Origin of the sequence: Actinacidiphila epipremni (genome assembly GCF_012034175.1) — a bacterium.
GTDB classification, from domain to species: Bacteria; Actinomycetota; Actinomycetes; order Streptomycetales; family Streptomycetaceae; genus Actinacidiphila; species Actinacidiphila epipremni.
On the sequence record NZ_JAATEJ010000019.1, the window covers coordinates 144,593 to 161,699 of the forward strand.

Annotated in this window: 13 protein-coding genes and 1 pseudogene; 6 read left to right on the forward strand and 8 right to left on the reverse strand. The window is 73.8% G+C overall.

The window, feature by feature from the left end; all coding sequences use genetic code 11:
* Positions 1-146: 146 nt before the first annotated feature.
* Positions 147-425, forward strand: a complete 279-nt coding sequence (locus tag HCN08_RS22500) for a hypothetical protein (protein ID WP_167985000.1) — start codon at positions 147-149, stop codon at positions 423-425.
* Positions 422-814 (forward strand): type II toxin-antitoxin system VapC family toxin, encoded by a 393-nt coding sequence (locus HCN08_RS22505; protein WP_167985001.1) that lies wholly within the window; start codon positions 422-424, stop codon positions 812-814. The genes HCN08_RS22500 and HCN08_RS22505 overlap by 4 nt, the downstream gene beginning before the upstream one ends.
* A 25-nt stretch (positions 815-839) precedes the next feature.
* Here HCN08_RS22505 and HCN08_RS22510 read toward each other — a convergent pair whose 3' ends face one another.
* The 4 genes and pseudogenes from HCN08_RS22510 to HCN08_RS22525 form a co-directional block, all read right to left on the reverse strand.
* Positions 840-1,670, reverse strand: coding sequence for an RNA methyltransferase (locus tag HCN08_RS22510; protein ID WP_167985002.1), 831 nt, complete (start codon positions 1,668-1,670; stop codon positions 840-842).
* A 129-nt stretch (positions 1,671-1,799) separates the two neighbouring features.
* Positions 1,800-2,166 (reverse strand): annotated as a pseudogene (locus tag HCN08_RS22515) (VOC family protein).
* Positions 2,167-2,189: 23 nt separating this feature from the next.
* On the reverse strand, positions 2,190-3,056 hold the full coding sequence (locus HCN08_RS22520) for an ABC transporter permease (protein WP_167985003.1): 867 nt from the start codon (positions 3,054-3,056) through the stop codon (positions 2,190-2,192).
* Positions 3,053-4,081 carry an ATP-binding cassette domain-containing protein gene (locus HCN08_RS22525; protein ID WP_167985004.1) on the reverse strand — a complete coding sequence of 343 codons (1,029 nt, stop codon included), beginning with the start codon at positions 4,079-4,081 and terminating at the stop codon, positions 3,053-3,055. The genes HCN08_RS22520 and HCN08_RS22525 overlap by 4 nt, the downstream gene beginning before the upstream one ends.
* 64 nt (positions 4,082-4,145) lie before the next feature.
* Between HCN08_RS22525 and HCN08_RS22530 the strand changes: the two genes are divergently transcribed.
* Positions 4,146-4,823 carry a TetR/AcrR family transcriptional regulator gene (locus HCN08_RS22530; RefSeq protein WP_167985005.1) on the forward strand — a complete coding sequence of 226 codons (678 nt, stop codon included), beginning with the start codon at positions 4,146-4,148 and terminating at the stop codon, positions 4,821-4,823.
* Positions 4,824-4,894: 71 nt separating this feature from the next.
* Here the strand turns inward: HCN08_RS22530 and HCN08_RS36685 are convergent, their stop codons facing one another.
* Positions 4,895-6,694 (reverse strand): glucuronyl esterase domain-containing protein, encoded by a 1,800-nt coding sequence (locus HCN08_RS36685; RefSeq protein WP_322974616.1) that lies wholly within the window; start codon positions 6,692-6,694, stop codon positions 4,895-4,897.
* A 483-nt stretch (positions 6,695-7,177) separates the two neighbouring features.
* On the opposite strand from HCN08_RS36685, the gene HCN08_RS22540 reads away from it, so the two are divergent.
* Positions 7,178-7,684, forward strand: a complete 507-nt coding sequence (locus tag HCN08_RS22540) for a DUF4396 domain-containing protein (protein ID WP_167985007.1) — start codon at positions 7,178-7,180, stop codon at positions 7,682-7,684.
* 24 nt (positions 7,685-7,708) lie between these two features.
* Here HCN08_RS22540 and HCN08_RS22545 read toward each other — a convergent pair whose 3' ends face one another.
* The 3 genes from HCN08_RS22545 to HCN08_RS22555 all read right to left on the reverse strand — a co-directional run bounded on the left by HCN08_RS22545 (position 7,709) and on the right by HCN08_RS22555 (position 13,310).
* A complete protein-coding gene (locus tag HCN08_RS22545) occupies positions 7,709-8,680 on the reverse strand; it encodes a hypothetical protein (RefSeq protein WP_167985008.1) in 972 nt (323 codons plus the stop codon).
* A 182-nt stretch (positions 8,681-8,862) separates the two neighbouring features.
* Complete coding sequence (locus tag HCN08_RS22550) at positions 8,863-9,819, reverse strand: DUF4232 domain-containing protein (RefSeq protein ID WP_167985009.1); 957 nt, start codon at positions 9,817-9,819, stop codon at positions 8,863-8,865.
* Positions 9,820-10,136: 317 nt separating this feature from the next.
* Entirely contained in the window at positions 10,137-13,310 is a 3,174-nt protein-coding gene (locus tag HCN08_RS22555; RefSeq protein WP_167985010.1) for a glycoside hydrolase family 2 TIM barrel-domain containing protein, read from the reverse strand.
* Positions 13,311-13,666: 356 nt separating this feature from the next.
* Here HCN08_RS22555 and HCN08_RS22560 point away from each other — a divergent pair, with 356 nt between their 5' ends.
* Together HCN08_RS22560 and HCN08_RS22565 are read left to right on the forward strand one after the other, a co-directional pair.
* The gene (locus tag HCN08_RS22560) at positions 13,667-14,689 is read left to right on the forward strand and encodes an alcohol dehydrogenase (protein WP_167985011.1); all 1,023 of its coding nucleotides are present in this window, start codon (positions 13,667-13,669) and stop codon (positions 14,687-14,689) included.
* 158 nt (positions 14,690-14,847) lie between these two features.
* Positions 14,848-17,106: a restriction endonuclease gene (locus HCN08_RS22565; protein WP_167985012.1), complete on the forward strand. Its 2,259-nt coding sequence runs from the start codon at positions 14,848-14,850 to the stop codon at positions 17,104-17,106.
* Position 17,107: the final 1 nt, after the last annotated feature.

Sequence of the window (17,107 nt, forward strand, 5' to 3'; positions counted from 1 at the left end):
TGTCGGGCGAAGCTCCTGGGGGGGCATGGCCACCTCAGCCGTGCCCTGGCACCGAAGACCCGGTGACTGCGCTGGGCCCCGACCTGGCTCCTCGGGGTATCAGCGCCCGAGCTTTTCATTGTTAAGAGTTTTGTTAAACTGACATCATGCCCCCAGCTCCCGATCCCGCCCCGGGCGAAGGTCCGGTCCGACCGGTCTCCGTATCCCTCCATGAGGGCACGATCGCCGCCCTCAAGGCACGCACCGGCAAACGCGGTATGTCCGCGTACCTCGAAGCCCTCATCCAGCGCCAACTCGAACGTGACCGGCTGCGCGAACTCATCGAGGACGCGGAGCGCGAGCACGGACCGGTCGACCAGACAGCGGTCGAGGCCAAGCGGGCGTTGCTGCGCAACGAGGCGCCAGGAGCGGCGGACGCTGCGTGAACGGTACGCTCGTCCTGGATTGCGAAGGCTTGTCCAAGCTCGTCCTGCGCGCGCCCGACCTCATCGAATGGTTGGCAGCGGCCGAGGCGGAGGACGTCCGTGTCGTCACCAGCTCCGTGACCCTGGTCGAAGCCCGCGACCCGAGGACCAACCAGGCACGCTTCGACTACGCCGTCTCCCGTGTCAACGTCGTCCCGCCGACGGAGGCCGTCGCCCGTCATGCCAGCAAGTTGCTTGCCGCAGCCGGCTTGCACGGCCACAAATACGCTCTCGACGCAATCGTGGCCGCCACTGCCCTGGCCTCGCCCTTGCCGGTGACCGTCCTCACCTCGGACCCCGAAGACCTGGTGATGCTGGCCGGCCCGGCCGTCCGCGTGATCAAGGTCTGACGCAGAGCCGCGGCAAACTCACCGGTCAGGCCGTGCGGGGGTGGGACAGGCGTTGGCGGTGGGCTTCGTAGAGGATGACGGATGCGGCGTTGGAGGCGTTGAGGGAGCTGGCGGAGCCGGTCATGGGGATGCGCAGGAGGTGGTCGCAGTTGTCGCGCCAGGCGGTGCTCAGGCCGGCGGTCTCGTTGCCGATGAGGAGGAGGACGGGCTGGGTGAGGTCGAACGCGGAGACCTCGGCGTCGCCGTGCTCGTCCGTGCCGACGACGGCGATCGGGCAGCCTTGTGCGCGCTGCCCGGCCACCCAGTCCATGACCTCGTGGTGCGAGGGGGTGCGCACGACGGGCAGGGCGAAGAAGGAACCGGTCGAGGCGCGGACCGACTTGGGGTCGTACGGGTCGGCCGCGTGGCCGGTCACGATGAGGCCGTCGGCGCCGAAGGCGTCGGCGGAGCGGACGATGCTGCCGATGTTGCCGGGCTGCGTGGGCCGGTCGAAGACCAGCCCGAGGAAGGCGTCGTGCGCGGCGATCCGCGCGAGGTCGTCGGGCGGCATCTCCACGACCGCGATCACCTCGGCCGCCCCGTCCGCCTTCTCGCTCAGCTCCGCGAGCAACTCCGGTGCCATGGCGACGCGTTCGGCGCCCGCCGTGCGCAGCAGGTCCTCCGCCCAGCGCGACAACGGCCGCGCGGCGTCGTAGAGCAACGACCGTACGGCCCAGCCGTGTTCGACGGCCATCGAGATGGGCCGCACGCCCTGTACGAGGAACTCCCGGGCCCGCCCGCGCTTGGTGCGGTTCCCGAGGAGGGTCTGCAACTGCTGGAACCGGGCGTTCCGACTCGTGATCCGCTGCACCGCCACCTGCTCTCTTGCCGAACGCCCGCCGCCCCGCACGTTACACGGACCGTGTCGGGCGAGGCGGTGAGCCGTCACCAGGCCCGTGGAACAGCCCCGAACTCCGCCCGGCGGAAAGCCGGGTGGAAGCGGGCCTCAGCGCGAGGTGTCGATGACGCAGAAGCGGTTGGCGTCCGGGTCGGCGAGGACGATGAAGTCGGGGTCGGGGGGGGTAGAGGTCCCAGGGGACGCGGTGGGCGCCGAGGGTGAGGAGGCGGGTGACTTCGGCGGCCTGGTCGGCCGCGTCGCCGGCGTAGAGGTCGAGGTGGACGCGGGGGTGGGGCTGGACCGGGGTCTCGCTGCGGTTGAGGGCGACCTGGACGCCGGGGCCTTCGGCGGGGACCAGCACCGCCCAGTCGTCCTCGATCTCCTCGCGCGGGACGTATCCCAGGGCTTGCGTCCAGAACTGCGCCGCGCGCCGCACGTCCGAGACTCCCAGCACCACAGAACCGACTTTCAGCATGCGCCCATTGTCGCGGACGGCGCTCAGTCGCGCCGGGCGTAGAGGCGGAGGGTGAGGGGGCCGCAGAGCAGGGTGAGGGCGGCGGTGGCGGCGAGGGACCAGGTGACGGGGCCGGCGACCGGGCCGGTGGAGTTCATCAGGGCGCGGGCGGCGGTGGCCACGTGGGAGAGGGGGTTGACGCGCACGACGGTCTGGAGCCAGCCGGGCATCGTCGCGGGCTGGACGAAGATGTTGCTCGCGAAGGACAGCGGGATGAGCGCGGCGTTGGCGACGCTGATCACGACCGCCGGGTCCTTGACGACCAGCGCGACCGCCGCCCACAGCAGCGACAGGGCGAGGCCGAAGGCGATGACGAGGGCCACCGCGGCGAGGACGCCGGGGGCGCCGCCGGCCGGGCGGTAGCCGATCGCGAGGCCCAGGCCCACGACGATCGCGGACGCGAACACGTAGCGGGCCGCGTCGCTGAGCAGGCCGCCGACGACGAACGCGCCGCGCCACACGGGCAGTCCGCGCAAGCGGTCGAACGCGCCGGTGCGGACGTCCTGGGCGAGCCGCGCGCCGCCGTACATCGTGACGATGGCGATGCTCATGCTCAGCACGCCGGGCAGCAGGCTCGTGAGGTAGTCGCCGGTGGAGCCGCTGATGGCGCCGCCGAAGAGGTAGGTGAACAGCACGGTGAACAGGATCGGGATCGCCGCGGAGTCCACGAGCTGCTTGGGGTCGTGCTTGATCTTGAGCAGGGCGCGCCGCCCGAAGGTCCCGGCGGCGACGAGCGGGCCGGCGCGGTGCCGGGCGGTGCGGCCGGCGGCCAGCAGGGCGTCGAGGGTGTCGAGGGGGCCGAGCGGGTCGGTGCTGAGGGAGGCGGTGGCGGGGGTGGCGGGGGTGCTCATACGGGGCGCTCCTCGCGGGTCGCGGTGTCGTCGCGGGTGGTGCGGGCCCCGGGCCCGCCGGTCAGGGCGAGGAAGACCTCGTCGAGGGTGGGCCGGCCGAGGGAGAGGTCGGCGATGCCGATGCCCTCCTCCGCCAGCCGGGTCATCGCGCGGCCGGCGGCGCGGGCCGCCTGCGCCGGGTCGGAACCGCCGGGCAGCGGCATCGTCAGCGCGAGCGGATCCGCGGCGGCCCGGACCGTACCGTCCAGCGCGTCGGCCAGGATCCGGTGCGCCCGCGCGCGCTGCGTGCCGTCCGCCAGCCGTACGTGCAGGGTGCCCGCGCCGACCCGGGCTTTGAGCTGCGCGCTCGTGCCCTCGGCGACGATCCGGCCGCCGTCGATGACGGCGATGCGCTCGGCGAGCTGGTCGGCCTCCTCCAGATACTGCGTCGTGAGCAGCACGGTGGTGCCGGCGGCGGCGACCCGGCGGACCAGCTCCCACACCTGGCTGCGGCTGCGCGGGTCGAGGCCGGTGGTCGGCTCGTCGAGGAAGAGCAGGTCGGGCGTGGTGACCAGGCTCGCGCCGATGTCGAGCCGGCGCCGCATGCCGCCGGAGTAGCCGCCGACGGGCCTGGCTGCCGCGCCGGTGAGGTCGAAGGCGGCGAGCAGGGCGTCGGCGCGCTCCTTGCAGGCCGCGCGGGACAGGCCGTGCAGCCGGCCGAGGACGGTGAGGTTCTCGTAGCCGGTCAGGTCCTCGTCGAGCGAGGCGAACTGGCCGGTCACGGCCACCTTCGTACGGATCGCGTCCGCTTCGGTGCGCACGTCGTGGCCGAGCACGCGGGCGGTGCCGGCGTCGGGGCGGGTGAGGGTGGCCAGGACGCGGATGGTGGTGGTCTTGCCGGCGCCGTTGGGGCCGAGGAAGCCGAAGACCTGGCCGCGCCGGATCGTGAGGTCGATCCCGTCCAGGGCCCGGTGCGCGCCGTAGCGCTTGACCAGGGCGTGCGCCTCGATCGCCGGGTGGTCGCCACCGGCGCTGTTCTTTGACATGACGTAAGAGTTAAACAACTCTCACAAGTTGTCAAGGTTACAGTGGAGGGCATACGGTCCAGGTATGCCCGACTCGCCCACGCCCGCGCCCGGCCCAGAACCCGCTCCGGAGCCGGCCCCGGAGCCCGCCTCCGGGCCCGCCCCGGAGCCCGCGGCGGATTCCGCCCCCGCCCCCCGCCGGCGCCGCCGGTCCGACGCCCGGCGCAGCATCGACGCGATCCTCGGCGCGGCCCGTACCGTCCTCGGCGAGCGCCCCGACGCAGGCATGGAGGACATCGCGGCGGCGGCCGGCGTGAGCCGCCAGACCGTCTACGCGCACTTCCCCTCCCGCGACGCCCTGCTCACCGGCCTGGTCCAGAGCGCGGCGGCCGAATACGACACCCTCCTCGACGAGGCGGACCTCGACACCGCCCCGCCCACCGTCGCCCTCACCCGCTTCCTCGCCGCCGGCTGGCGCTTCCTCGACCGCTACCCGGCGCTCTTCAGCCCCGCCGCCACCCGCATCCCCCGCCCCACCCCCGACCCGCACGACGTCGTCCCCCTCCGCCTGGAACGCCTCATCCAACGCGGCCAGCAGACCGGCGACTTCACTCCCGCCCTGCCCGCCGGCTGGCTCGCCGCCGCGGTCTTCGCCCTCCAGCACACCGCCGCGGCCCGCAGCACCACGGGCCAACTCTCCGCGGCAGAGGCGGAATCGCTCTGCCTGGCCACCGCCCTGCGGCTCTGCGCGGCGGAGAAATGACCGTCCCGCCCCCCTCGCAGTGGGGGCGGGACGGTGGTTGTGGGGGGGAGGCGGATCGGAGGGTCAGCGGATCAGGAGGCCGTGCAGGTCAGGTTGGTGGGGGTGGCGGAGGTCGGGGCGTTGGCGGTGAAGCCGAAGGTGGTGGAACCGGCCGCCGGGACGGTGCCGTTGTAGGCGGCGTTGGAGACGGTCAGCGCGCCGCTGGTGGCGGAGGCGGTGCCGTTCCAGATGTTGCTGATCGACTGGCCGGACGGCAGCGTCAGGCCGACCTTCCAACTGCTCACCGCCGCGGTGCCGTTGTTCTTGACGCTCACCTCGGCCTGGTAGCCGCCGCCCCAACTGCTCACCAGGGTGAGCGTCGCCGAGCAGCCCGAACTCGGCGGCGGCGTACCGCCGGTGCTGCCGGTGGAGGTCCCGGTCGAGGTGCCGGTGCTCGTACCGGTGGACGTGCCCGTGCTCGTACCCGTCGACGTCCCGGTGCTGGTGCCGGTGCTCGTACCGCTCGACGTACCGGTGCTCGTACCGGTCGAAGTGCCGCTGCTCGTACCGCTGCTCGTACCGCTCGACGTACCCGTGCTGGTCCCGGTCGACGTGCCCGTCGTCGTACCGCCCGACGTGCCGCCCGACGTCAGCGTCGGCGTCGTCCAGTTGCGCCACTGGGAGAGGTTGCCGGCCTTGGAGGAGGCGATGCGGAAGACGTTCGGCGGATTGCCCGTGCCCAGCAGGAACTTCTGGATGCTCTGCTGGAGCGGGGCCTTCCACTCGGGGCGGACCGCGCAGTGCGTGCCGTCGGCGACATCCGACCAGTAGGAGATGTTGCTGCCGGCGCCGAGCGCCTTGTAGACCTCCGCGCCGCCGAGCGCGGCCACGCTGCCGGACTTGGCGCCGAGCCAGTCGACGTGCGGGTTCTCCATGATGAGCGCGCCGCGCGGGGCGATCATGCCGACGATCTCGTGGGTGTCCACGGGCAGCCCCGCCGGGTTGCCGGTGTAGGAGCCGAACGCGTCGCCGAGCCAGGGCTGTTCGCTGTACGCGCTGCTCAGCGGCTGCGATCCGCTCTCCTGCGGGATGCTGCGGAAGGCGTCGGTGCCGCCGGAGCCGGACTCGATCGGCATCGTCAGGGCGATGCGCTGGTCGAACGCGCCGGCCACGAACGCGCCCTTGCCGTAACGGGAGCAGCCGGTCACGCCGGTGGCGTCGGCCTTGAGGACGTTGCCGCCGGACTGCTGGATGACGTCGACGATCCGGCTGACGCCCCACGACCAGGCCATGAGCAGGCCGGTGGTGCTGTTGGAGCCGTAGATGCTGTAGAAGGCGCCCTGCTTGTTGGTGCGCGGGGTGCCCTCCTTGCCGACCGTCGTCGGGTCGAAGTTGATGATCGCGGCGCCGGCCGCCTTGATCGTCGCGGTGTCGGCGCCGAGGCCGCCGAGCACGATGACCGCGGGGAACGGGCCGCTGCCGCTGGGCAGGCTCACGCTCGCCGAGAAGCTCGAACTGCGGCCCTGGTCCGAGACGTTGACGGTGATGCTGCTGCTCGTCACCGTGCCGGTGACCGTCGCGGGCTTGGCCGGCTTCTTGCCGTAGACGGTGGCCTCGGCGCGCTGCTTGATCTCCTCGCGGCGGCACGTCCAGTCGGCGACCGTGCTGATGCGCGTGCCGTCCAGCCGCGTGAAGGGGTCGGGGAGCAGGGAGTTGGACGCCGGGTTGTTCGACCCGACGGCGCAACCGGCGCCCTCGTCCTCGACGGACGACGCGATGAGGGCCGGCGAGGCGGCGGCAGCCGACGCGGCGGTGGTACGGGCCGTGGCCGCGGCGCCCGCCTGCGGGACGAGCGCGGCGCTCGCCAGGCCGGCGACGGCCGCGAACGTCACGACCGCCCAGGCTCTGGGCCGGTGTCGGGAGAAGCGCATGGGGAGACCTCCGGTGGTGGGGGGAACCCGCCGGACCCGGCCCGCGCGACGTCGCCGCGCACGACGCGTGCGCGGTGGGGGAGGCGACGGCGGATTCCTGGGGCCGAGCGTGGATCTTGGAAGCGCTCCCATGGTAGATACGCGGAAAACGGTAGGCAATATGCCGAACGTCGAGGGTTCAGGTTGGCCGCTTTCGCATCGGTACCGGCGGGTAGGGCGGCGTCAGGGGCGCCCAGGGCGACGGGAATCGGCCAGCCTTGGCGCGCTGAGCTGCGACTTTACCGGAGGAAAAGAATCCGGCCATGTGTCGGCACGATTGCCGCAAGTTTCGGAACGCCGCAGCCGGCCGGCGAGGCGGGTCTCCCTGGATCGGAATACCCCTAGGGGGTATATCGTTGTGTGCGGTACGCAGGGCTCAGCACCGCTCACGAAGGAGCGCACGCCATGGACCACTCCGGTCACGAGCACCCCCGGCACGCCGACCACGCCGACCACGACCACGCCCACGCCGGCCCGCGCGCGACCTGGCGCACCGCCGTCCAGGCGACCCTCCACTGCCTCACCGGCTGCGCCATCGGCGAAGTCCTCGGCATGGTCATCGGCACGGCGGCCGGCCTCGGCAACGCGCCGACCGTCGTGATCTCCGTCGTCCTGGCCTTCGCCTTCGGCTACGCCCTCACCATGCGCGGCGTCCTGCGCGCCGGCGTGCCCGTACGGCAGGCGGTGCGGATCGCGCTCGCCGCGGACACCGTCTCGATCGCCGTCATGGAGCTGATCGACAACACCGTCATGGTCGGCGTGCCCGGCGCGCTCGACGCCGGGCTCGGCGACGGCCTGTTCTGGGGCTCGCTGGCCTTCTCGCTCGCCGCCGCGTTCGTCCTCACCACGCCGGTCAACCGCTGGATGATCGGCCGCGGCAAGGGCCACGCCGTCGTCCACGGCCACCACTGACGGGGCGTCGTACGGAGCCGGCGCTCACCCCGCCACGCGCAGGGTGAGCGCCGCGGTGTGCAGCGCGCCGCCCGCCTTGAACTGCAGGAAGAGCCGCCAGTCACCCGGCTTCGACAGCTCGGCGTGGAAGGCGAGTTCGGGCCCGCCGTGCGGGTCCTCACCGGCGTCCGTGGCCGCCTCGTCCAGCGGGTGGAGGTGCGCGAGGGCCTGGTCGCCGGCGTGGAAGGCGGTCAGGTGGGCGTACGCCCCGAGGTACGGCTCCAGGTCGGTGACGGGCGCCCCGCCGCGCGTGACGTCCACGGTGAGCGGGCCGGCCGTACCCGCGCTGAGCGCGCCCTTGACGGTGACGGTGTAGCCGTCGACGGCCGTGCTCGGCGCCGGCCGGGGAAGCGGCGTCGCGTGGACGGCGCCGGGGACGGTGAGGGTGCGGCTGAGGACGAGGTCCTGGGCGGCGGCGCCCATACCCGTGCCCGCGGCCGGGCCGGCGCCGGTGACCGTGCTCACCGCGGGCGTGAAGGACGCGTAGAGCCGCCACGTACCCGGCGAGAGCGCCGGCAGTTGCGCCGTCCAGGTGCCGTCCGGGGCCATCGACGGGTGGAGGTGCCGGAAGCCGGTGAGGTCGGAGCGGATGGCGTAGAAGTGCAGGCGCTGCGTCTGCTCGACGGCGAAGTCGGTGACGGGGGCGCCGCCCGGGCCGGTGATGGTGAAGCGGTACGGCATCGGTACGCCCGGCATGGCCTGGGCGCCGGGCGAGGTCATGCGGTAGCCGGCCGCGGTGTCGGACAGGCCGTCGCCGGGGACGCCGGCCGCGGGCATGCCGGGCATGCTGTGGGCGCCGGGGGTCGCGGGAGCGGCGGAGTGCGTGCCGTCGCGGTGCGGCATCCCGGCCATCGCGGGAGCCGTACGGCCGTCGGAGCCGCACGCGGTGAGGGCCGCGGCGAGCACGGCGGCGGCGGTGACGACCAGGGCGACCGTACGGCGGCAGGTGGACGTCATGGCGCCGGGGTGACGCCCGACGTCGCGCGGGCCCGGCCCGCCTCCTGCCGCCTGCCGTCGTGCGCCCACGCCGTACCCCCCTCGCCTCGGGACCGTGCGGCCACGATACCCCCGGGGGGTTCACCCGGCGTGCTCGCCGTACGCCGTCCGGGTGACGGGTCCGACACCTGCGCGGGCCCCGCTCACGTGGCCTTGCGCCAGGGGCCCACCCCGAGCTTGCCCGTCGTGCCGAGGTCCAACTCGGGGGTCACCATCACCGGCGCGGCACCCGGCTTGGCGTAGATCCGCGCGTAGGGCGCGTTCACCGGCGTGCCGTCCGTGACCGTGTTGCGCCACAGCAGGCCCGAGGTCGCGCTCTGGCCCGGCGCGAGGGTGAGCGCGCGGACCGGGTCGTCGAAGCCCGTGCCGGTCGAGATGCCGCCGCTGCCCTGCGCGATGGCGACGCCCGTCACGGCGTCGTGGTCCTCGTCGAACAGCTCGACGCGCGGGAAGCCGTCGAGGCGGTACGGGCGGTCGGAGCAGTTGGTGAGGCGCAGGCCGCGGACCCGCAGGCCCATCGCCGCGCTCTCCTCGGTCGCGGTGAGCCGGACGCCGGACGGTGGGCAGGGGCCGACGGCGGCCGGGGCCTCGGCGGCGGGGACGCTGCGGGCCTTCGCGACCCGGACCTGGTCGATACGCGGCTGGGCCCCCGCGTCGACCACCGCCCGGCCCGTGCCGCCGGGCGCGACGTCGGCGACCTCGCCCTGCACCGTGCCCCAGGCGCCGCCGTCGTTGAAGAGGGTGAAGGTGATGGCGTACGTCATGGGGGTGGTGCCGTGGTTGGCGACGGTGAAGCCGACCCGCAGCGGGGCGTCCGGCGCGGTGCCGCCGCAGCCGGCGTGGCCGCCGGTGAGCGAGGTGATCCGGACGTCCTGCGCGTCCGGCCCGGCGTCGTGCACCGGGTCGCCGGGGACGACGCACGCCGCCTCGGGCGACGTCCTGGCCCCGGCGGTGGCGGCGGTCTGCGTCCCGCATCCGGCGAGCAGCAGGACGGCCGCGGTCCCGGCGAGCACGGGACCTGCGACGGGGGCGAGCCGGCGCGTGGCGCCGGGCCGGGCGGAGGAGCGGCAGCCGGACGGGCCGGGAGGGGACGTTCGCATACGGCCACCCAACCGGACGGGTCCGCCGGCCTCCTGTGACGGAGCCCACAATTCCGGCAACAGTCGTGTCACCGCGGCATCGTTGACCTGCCTGGACACCTCGCGACCCGGACATGCGACGGGGACGGCCCCCACAAAAGCCGCCCCCGCCACGTCTGTTGGGCCCCGAGGCCCGGAAAGCCCCCGACCCGCAAGGCCGAGGGGCCGCGAGCCCCCGAAGGCCCAAGCCCCGAGGCCGACGCCCGCGCCGAGCCGCGCGCCCCGTGTCCCGATCCCGAAGGCCCGGGCCCCGGGCCCGAAGCCCGTCCCCGGAAGCCCTACGCCGCCCCCGCCACCGTCAGCTCCGTGATCCGCTGCGCCCCGTCCACCTCCCCCGGCTTCGCGCTCTTCAGGTCCACCCGGATCCGGGCCGTGTGCACCGGCGTGAAGGCGACGACCGTCGGGTCGCCCGACGCCGCGCCCCAGCTCACCGTCTGGCGCCGCACCGGCACGAACCGGTCGCCGTCCCAGTACGACACCGCCACCTGCGCGGGCAGCGAATGCGTGCCGTCCACCGTGAAGGACAGCGCCACCGACGCGATGTCGCGCGGCTTGTCCCATGTCACGGACACCCAGTCCTCGGCCCGCGCGCCCTGGAACTGCGGCAGCAGCGCGGTCGCGGCCTTGCGGAAGGCGTTGGACCAGCCCGTCGCCGGGTCGCCGTCCAGCATCGCGGCCGGCAGGGTGTTGCCGGCGCCGGAGTAACTGGCGTCGGCCACCGGGTAGTTCGGCGCCTCGGGGGCGGGCCCGGGCGCGAGCCGGACCGGCGCGGTGGTCACGGCGGAGTCCGCGTGCGCGGTCCGCACCGTCACCGAGCCGGCGTGCAGCCCGTGCGCGGTCGCCGTGACGGTGAGCCGGCCCGGCTTCGTACCGGCCCGGACGATGGCAAGTGCCTTGCCGTGGAAGGCGGTCCGGGTCGTGGCCTGGTAGCGCTCGGCGCTCTCCTGACGCCCGTTGTCGACGCCCGCCAGCGACCCGCCGCGTACGTCGAAGGTCAGCAGGTCGTCCGCGCCGGGCACGACGACGCCCCGCGCGTCGATCACCTCGGCGGTGACGTAGACCAGCGAACGCCCGTCCGCGGGCAGGCAGTCGCGGTCGGCGACCAGCCGGACCGCGTGCGGCGCGCCGGCCGTCCGCAGCACGTCGGTCGCCACCGTCCGCCCGCCCCGCCGTGCGACGGCCTTCAACTCGCCGGCCGCGAAGGGCACTTTCCACGTCAGGTGCAGCTTGCCCGCGCTGCCGTTGGGGCTGGTGTAACTGCCGGGGTACGGGCCGCCGGTGACCGTACGGTCGTCGCCCGTCGCCTCGGTCGTCTCCAGGTACCCGCGCCCGTCCACCGTCTTCTTGCTGTCGAAGCGCCGCACCCCGAGCGAGCGGCCGTTGAGGTAGAGCTCGACGGTGTCGACGTTGGCGTACGCCCACACCTCGACGACGTCGCCGGGCCGGTGGTCGGTCCAGTCCATCGGCACCAGGTGCACCATCGGCTCGCTCGTCCACTGGCTGCGGAAGAGGTGGTACATGTCCTTCGGGAAGCCCGCCGTGTCGACCGCGCCGAAGAACGACGTCTTGACCGGGAAGACGCCGTAGGGCGTCGGCTCGCCGATGTAGTCCGTGCCGGACCACAGGAACTGCCCGGCGAAGAACCGCCGGTCGCGGTCCTTCTTCAGCCCGTACTCGCCGCTGATCGTCCACGAGGCGAGGTTGTTGTCGTAGCTGGAGGTCTCCCGGCGGCCCGGCGTGTAGTTCTCGCCGGTGTTGAGGTGCTCGGGCTCCTGGTAGGCGCCGCGGGTGGAGGTCTCGGAGGAGGACTCGGACTCGAAGAGGAACAGGTGCGGGTAGCGGGCGTGCAGCGCGTCCACGGACGCGGCGGTGTTGTAGTTCAGGCCCAGGCCGTCGAGCTTGGCGAGCATCAGGTCGGCGGCGGAGCCGACCGCGGGCAGGCCGCGGTATTTGTCGGAGCCGATGACGACGGGCCGGGTCGCGTCCAGCGAGCGCACGACGTCGATGAGGCGCTGGGCCATGTCGAGCCCCGCGGTGCTGGTGGAGTCGGGGATCTCGTTGCCGATCGACCACATGATGACGGCGGGCGAGTTGCGGGCCGCTCGCACCATCTCGGCGATGTCGGCGGAGCTGTCGGCGTCGAAGAAGCGGTGGTAGTCGTAGGTGGTCTTGCCGGTGTGCCAGCAGTCGAACGCCTCGACCATCATCACGATGCCCAGCTCCTCGCAGACGCTGATCATCTCCGGCGAGGGCGGGTTGTGCGAGGTGCGGAAGGCGTTGACGCCCATGGACTTCATGATCGTCATCTGCCGCAGCAGCGCGTCGCGGTTGATGGCGGAGCCGAGGGCGCCCTGGTCGTGGTGCAGGTCGACGCCCTGGAGCTTGGCGTGCTCGCCGTTGAGGCTGAGGCCCTGGTCGGGGTCGATCGTGACGTGCCGGAAGCCGAAGGTGGTGGGGTAGGCGTCCACCGTCCGCCCGTCGAGGCGCAGTTCCGTCTCCAGCGTGTAGAGGTGGGCCTCGGCGAAGGACCACAGCTGCGGGCGGGTGACGGTCAACTCGACGACCGCGGTGGCCGGTTCGGCGGTCGGCAGGGCCAACGGCGCCGACGTACGGGCGACTTCGCGGCCCTTGGGGTCGCGGACGGTCGCCACGACGGTCGCGGTGCGCGGGCTGCCGGACTCGTTGACGCCGGTGATCTCGGCCCGGACGGTGGCGTGTTGCGCGCGGCTGGCGAGGGCGTCGGCGAGGCCGGGCGTGGTGACGTAGGTGCCCCAGCGGGCGAGGTGCACGGGGTCGGTGACGACCAGCCGGGCGTGCCGGTAGATGCCGCTGCCGGAGTACCAGCGGCTGCTGGGGAGTTGGTTGCGCACCTGCACGGCGAGCACGTTGGGGGTGCGGCCGTCGGTGTGCAGCAGGTCGGTGAGGTCGAAGGCGAAGCCGGTGTAGCCGTACGGGTGGGCGCCGACGAGCGTGCCGTTGCAGTAGACGGAGCTGTCCATGTAGACGCCGTCGAACTCGACCGACACCCGGCGGCCGGCGGTGCCGCGCGGCAGCGTGAAGGACCTGCGGTACCAGCCGAGGCCGCCGGGCAGGAAGCCGGTGCCGCCGGAGGTGTTGTTGTCGGTGGTCGGGGTGAGCTCGATGCTCCAGTCGTGCGGGACGGCGACGGCCCGCCAGCGGGAGTCGTCGTAGCCGGGGTCGGCGGCGTCGGCGTAGGCGCCGGTGGGGTCGGTGACGCCGGCCGGGTTGACCAGGACGAAGCGCCAGCCGTCGGAGAGGTCGACGGTCCGGGCGGCGGGGTCGAAGGCGGGGGTGTGTGCGGGGGTGTGACCGGGGACGGCGGCGCCGTCCCCGGCGGTGTTCGCTCGTGCGGGGCCGACGAGCCCGGGAAGAGCCGGGACGGCGGCTCCCGCTGCTCCGGTGACCAGGAACGACCTGCGGTTGACCGGCACTGCGACCACTCTCCTGGAAGGCGTGCGTGACGGAGGGTGAGTACAACTCACCCACCACAATTGATCAGCAACGAACAGAATCCACCAATGCCTCACGGATTCTTGCAGGACGCGACCGGCGGGGGTCAAGAGTCGTGCCGCGCTTTCCGGAGGTCGGTCCTCCGTACGGCCCCGGGGGTGGAGGCCCGGCGGTCGGCGGCCGACGCGCGGGGCCCGGCGGGACGTGCTGTCATGGAGGGACGGGCCGCCCCGGGGCCGCTCACGCCCGGCCGCCCCCGCCACCCGGCCGCCTTCGCCGCCCGGGCGCCCCGACAACCCCCCTGTCAGCTGCCAGCACACAGTGTGCGGAGGTCGAGATGGCCACCTATCGTGTCGTCCAAGTCCCCAGCGCGAACGCGCCGTTCGAGATGGCCGAGCGCGAGGTGACGGCGCCGGCCCCCGGGCACGTACGGATCGCGGTCGACGCGTGCGGCGTGTGCCACAGCGACGCCGGCTTCATCGCGGGCGCGCTCCCCGGGGTCTCCTTCCCGCTCGTCCCCGGCCACGAGATCGCCGGGCGCATCGAGGAACTGGGCGAGGGCGCCGCCGAGCGCGGCTGGAAGGCCGGCGACCGGGTCGAGGTCGGCTGGTTCGGCGGCAGCTGCATGCACTGCACGCCCTGCCGCCGCGGCGACTACATCACCTGCGTGAACCTCAAGGTGCCCGGCTGGGCGTACGAGGGCGGCTTCGCGGAGTCCGTCGTCGCACCGGTCGACGCGCTGGCCCACATCCCCGACGGGCTGTCCGCCGCCGACGCGGCACCGCTGGGCTGCGCGGGCGTCACCACGTACAACGGCCTGCGCCGCAGCTCCGCGCGGCCCGGCGACCTCGTGGCCGTCCTCGGCATCGGCGGGCTCGGCCACCTCGGGGTGCGGTACGCCGCGGCGATGGGCTTCGAGACGGTCGCGATCGCCCGCGGCGCCGACAAGGCGGACTTCGCCAAGCAGCTCGGCGCCCACCACTACATCGACAGCGCCGCCACCGACGCCGCGCAGGCACTGCACGCGCTCGGCGGCGCGAAGGTCGTGCTGGCCACGGTCGGCAGCTCGCAGGCGATCACCTCCGTCGTCGAGGGCCTCGATCAGCGCGGCGAGCTCGTCGTCATCGGCGCGACCGACGACCCGCTGGGCATCGCCCCCAACCAGGTGATCATGTCCGCCCGGGTCATCCGCGGCCACCCCTCGGGCACGTCCCAGGACGTCGAGGACACCCTCAACTTCAGTGCCCTGCACGGCATCCGCCCGATGATCGAGACGGTCCCGCTGGACGACGTCGACGCGGCGTACCAGCGGATGCTCTCCGGCAAGGCCCGCTTCCGCATGGTCCTCCAGCCGAACTGACGCCCCCGCGCGACAGGTTGGACGCCAAGGCGGGGGCGAAGGGCGTACACCGGGCCTAGGATCGGACATATGTGCCGTCGGCCTTGGTGGGGGTCGGTCGACGGGGGCTGCTCCGGAGGGCGTTCGGGGTGGTGTCGATCGGGGAGGGCAGTCACCGGATGAGTCGTCGCTCCACCAGCGGGCCGCTGGCAGTGTGGGCCGAGGCGCAGCGCCAGCAGCAGCGGCAGCGGGAGGCGCAGGCGCGGGAGCAGTCACGGCAGCAGCGCGAGCGGGAGCGGCAGCAGCGGGCGTACGAGCAGGAGGTGTCGCGCCGGGACCGGGAACGTACCGCCGAATACCGCCGGCTCCAGGAGGCCGAGGCCGACCGGCGCACCACCGAGATCGAGGCCCGCGTCGCGGAGTTGGGCTCGCTGCTGGCCACCGGCTGCCGCGCCCCCGCCTTCGGCACCGCGCGGCTCGCCCGCTCCGAGCAGCTCCAGCCGTTCGACCCCGGCCCGCTCGCCCAACCCGTACGGATGCCCGACCCCCGCAACTACCAGCCCGCCCAGCAGGGCGGTTGGGGCGGCGCGCGGCGCGCCCAACAGGAGGCGCAGGCACGCTACGCGCACGACCTGAACGCCGCGCAGCAGGCCGAGGCGCAGCGCCAGCAGCACCTCGCCGGCTACCGGCGGCAGTACGACCAGTGGGCCGCGGCCCAGCTCACCGAGATACGCCGGCACAACGCCGGTATCGCCGACGTCACTTCGGCGCTGCGGCGCGGCGAGGCGCAGGCGGTCGTCGAGTATTTCTCCGCCGCCCTCTACGCCTCCACCGCGTGGCCCGCCGACCTGCCGCGGCAGGTCTCCGCCGCGTACGACCCTGGCGCGCGGCAGCTGGTGCTGACGTGGGAGCTGCCGGCGTACGACGTCGTGCCGGACGCGAAGAACGTGCGCTACCTGCCGTCGGTGGACCGCTTCAAGGAGTCCGCGCGCCCGGTCACCCAGCGCCGCGCCCTCTACCGCGACCTGCTGGCCCAGTGCGTACTGCTCGCGCTGCGCGACCTGTTCGCCGCGGACGAGACCGGCGCGCTGTCGTCGGTCGCCCTCAGCGGCTTCGTGGACGGCCACGACCCGGCGACGGGGCAGCGCTCCCGGGTCTTCCTGGCCTCGGTCACGGCGCTGCGCGAGGACTTCGACCGGCTCCAGCTGGCCCGGGTCAGCGCGGTGGACTGCCTCGTCGACGGCCTGCGCGGCCAGCTGGCCACCCGCCCCGACAGCCCCTCCGCGTCGTCCGCGATACGTCCCGGGCGGCTGCCGGAGGACGTCGGGGGCGGCGGCTCCTCGGTGGTCTCGCGCGGCGACGACGAGGAGGAGCCGGACCTCTTCACGATGGACCCGCTGGTCTTCGAGACGCTGGTCGCCGACCTCTTCCGGGCGATGGGCATGCAGGCCGTCACCACGCAGCGCTCCGGCGACGGCGGCGTGGACGTCGACGCGCTCGACCCCACGCCCATCACCGGCGGCACGATCGTCGTGCAGGTCAAGCGCTACCGGCACACCGTGCCGCCGACCGCCGTACGCGACCTGTTCGGCACCGTGCAGCACACCGGCGCGAACAAGGGCGTGCTCGTCACGACCTCGCGCTTCGGGCCGACCGCCCACACCTTCGCGCACGGCAAGCCGCTCGAACTGGTCTCCGGTGAGCAGCTGGTGGAGCTGCTGCACGCGCACGGCCTGAGCGGCCGGCTCGGCACGGGCGAGGAGCCCGCGGCGGCGTCCCCCGCGAGCCCGGCGGCTCCGGGCCCGGCCGCTTCGGGCGCCGGCGGCCCCGCGGGCCCCGCCGCCCCCGCCACCGCCGCATCCCGCGCGCCCCGCCGGGACCGCGCGGCCGACCGCCGCTCCGCCGCCCGGCGCCGCGGCTACGACGCCCCGGAGGAGGTCGCCGAGCCCGCCGAGCACAATGTGCTGGCGCTGCGCTGGTCCGGTGACGTCCCGCTCGACGTGTGCGCGCTGGTGTGCCGGGGCACGACGGCCCTCAGCGACGAGCACTTCGTCTTCTACAACAACCCCCGCACCCCGGACGGCACGGTCGCCTCGATCCCGGCCCCGCCGCCCGACCGGGCCGCGCTGCGGGTCGCCTTCGACGCCCTGCCGGCCCGCGCCGACCGGCTCGTCCTGGCCGCGGCCCTCGACCCCACCGCCGCGACCGCGCACACCGACCTGACCGCCTTCACCAACGCCACCTTGCGCCTGCTGGACGCCGACCGCGGTGAACTGGGCTCGCTGGCCGTCTCCGAGGGCCGCCCCCACGAGACGGCGCTCGTCCTCGGCTCCTTCCGCCGCCGCGCCTCCGGAGACTGGGACTTCGTCGCCGGTGGCAAGGGCTACCTGGACGGCCTCGAAGCCCTCATCCGCGACTTCGGCATCGACGCGACGTGAG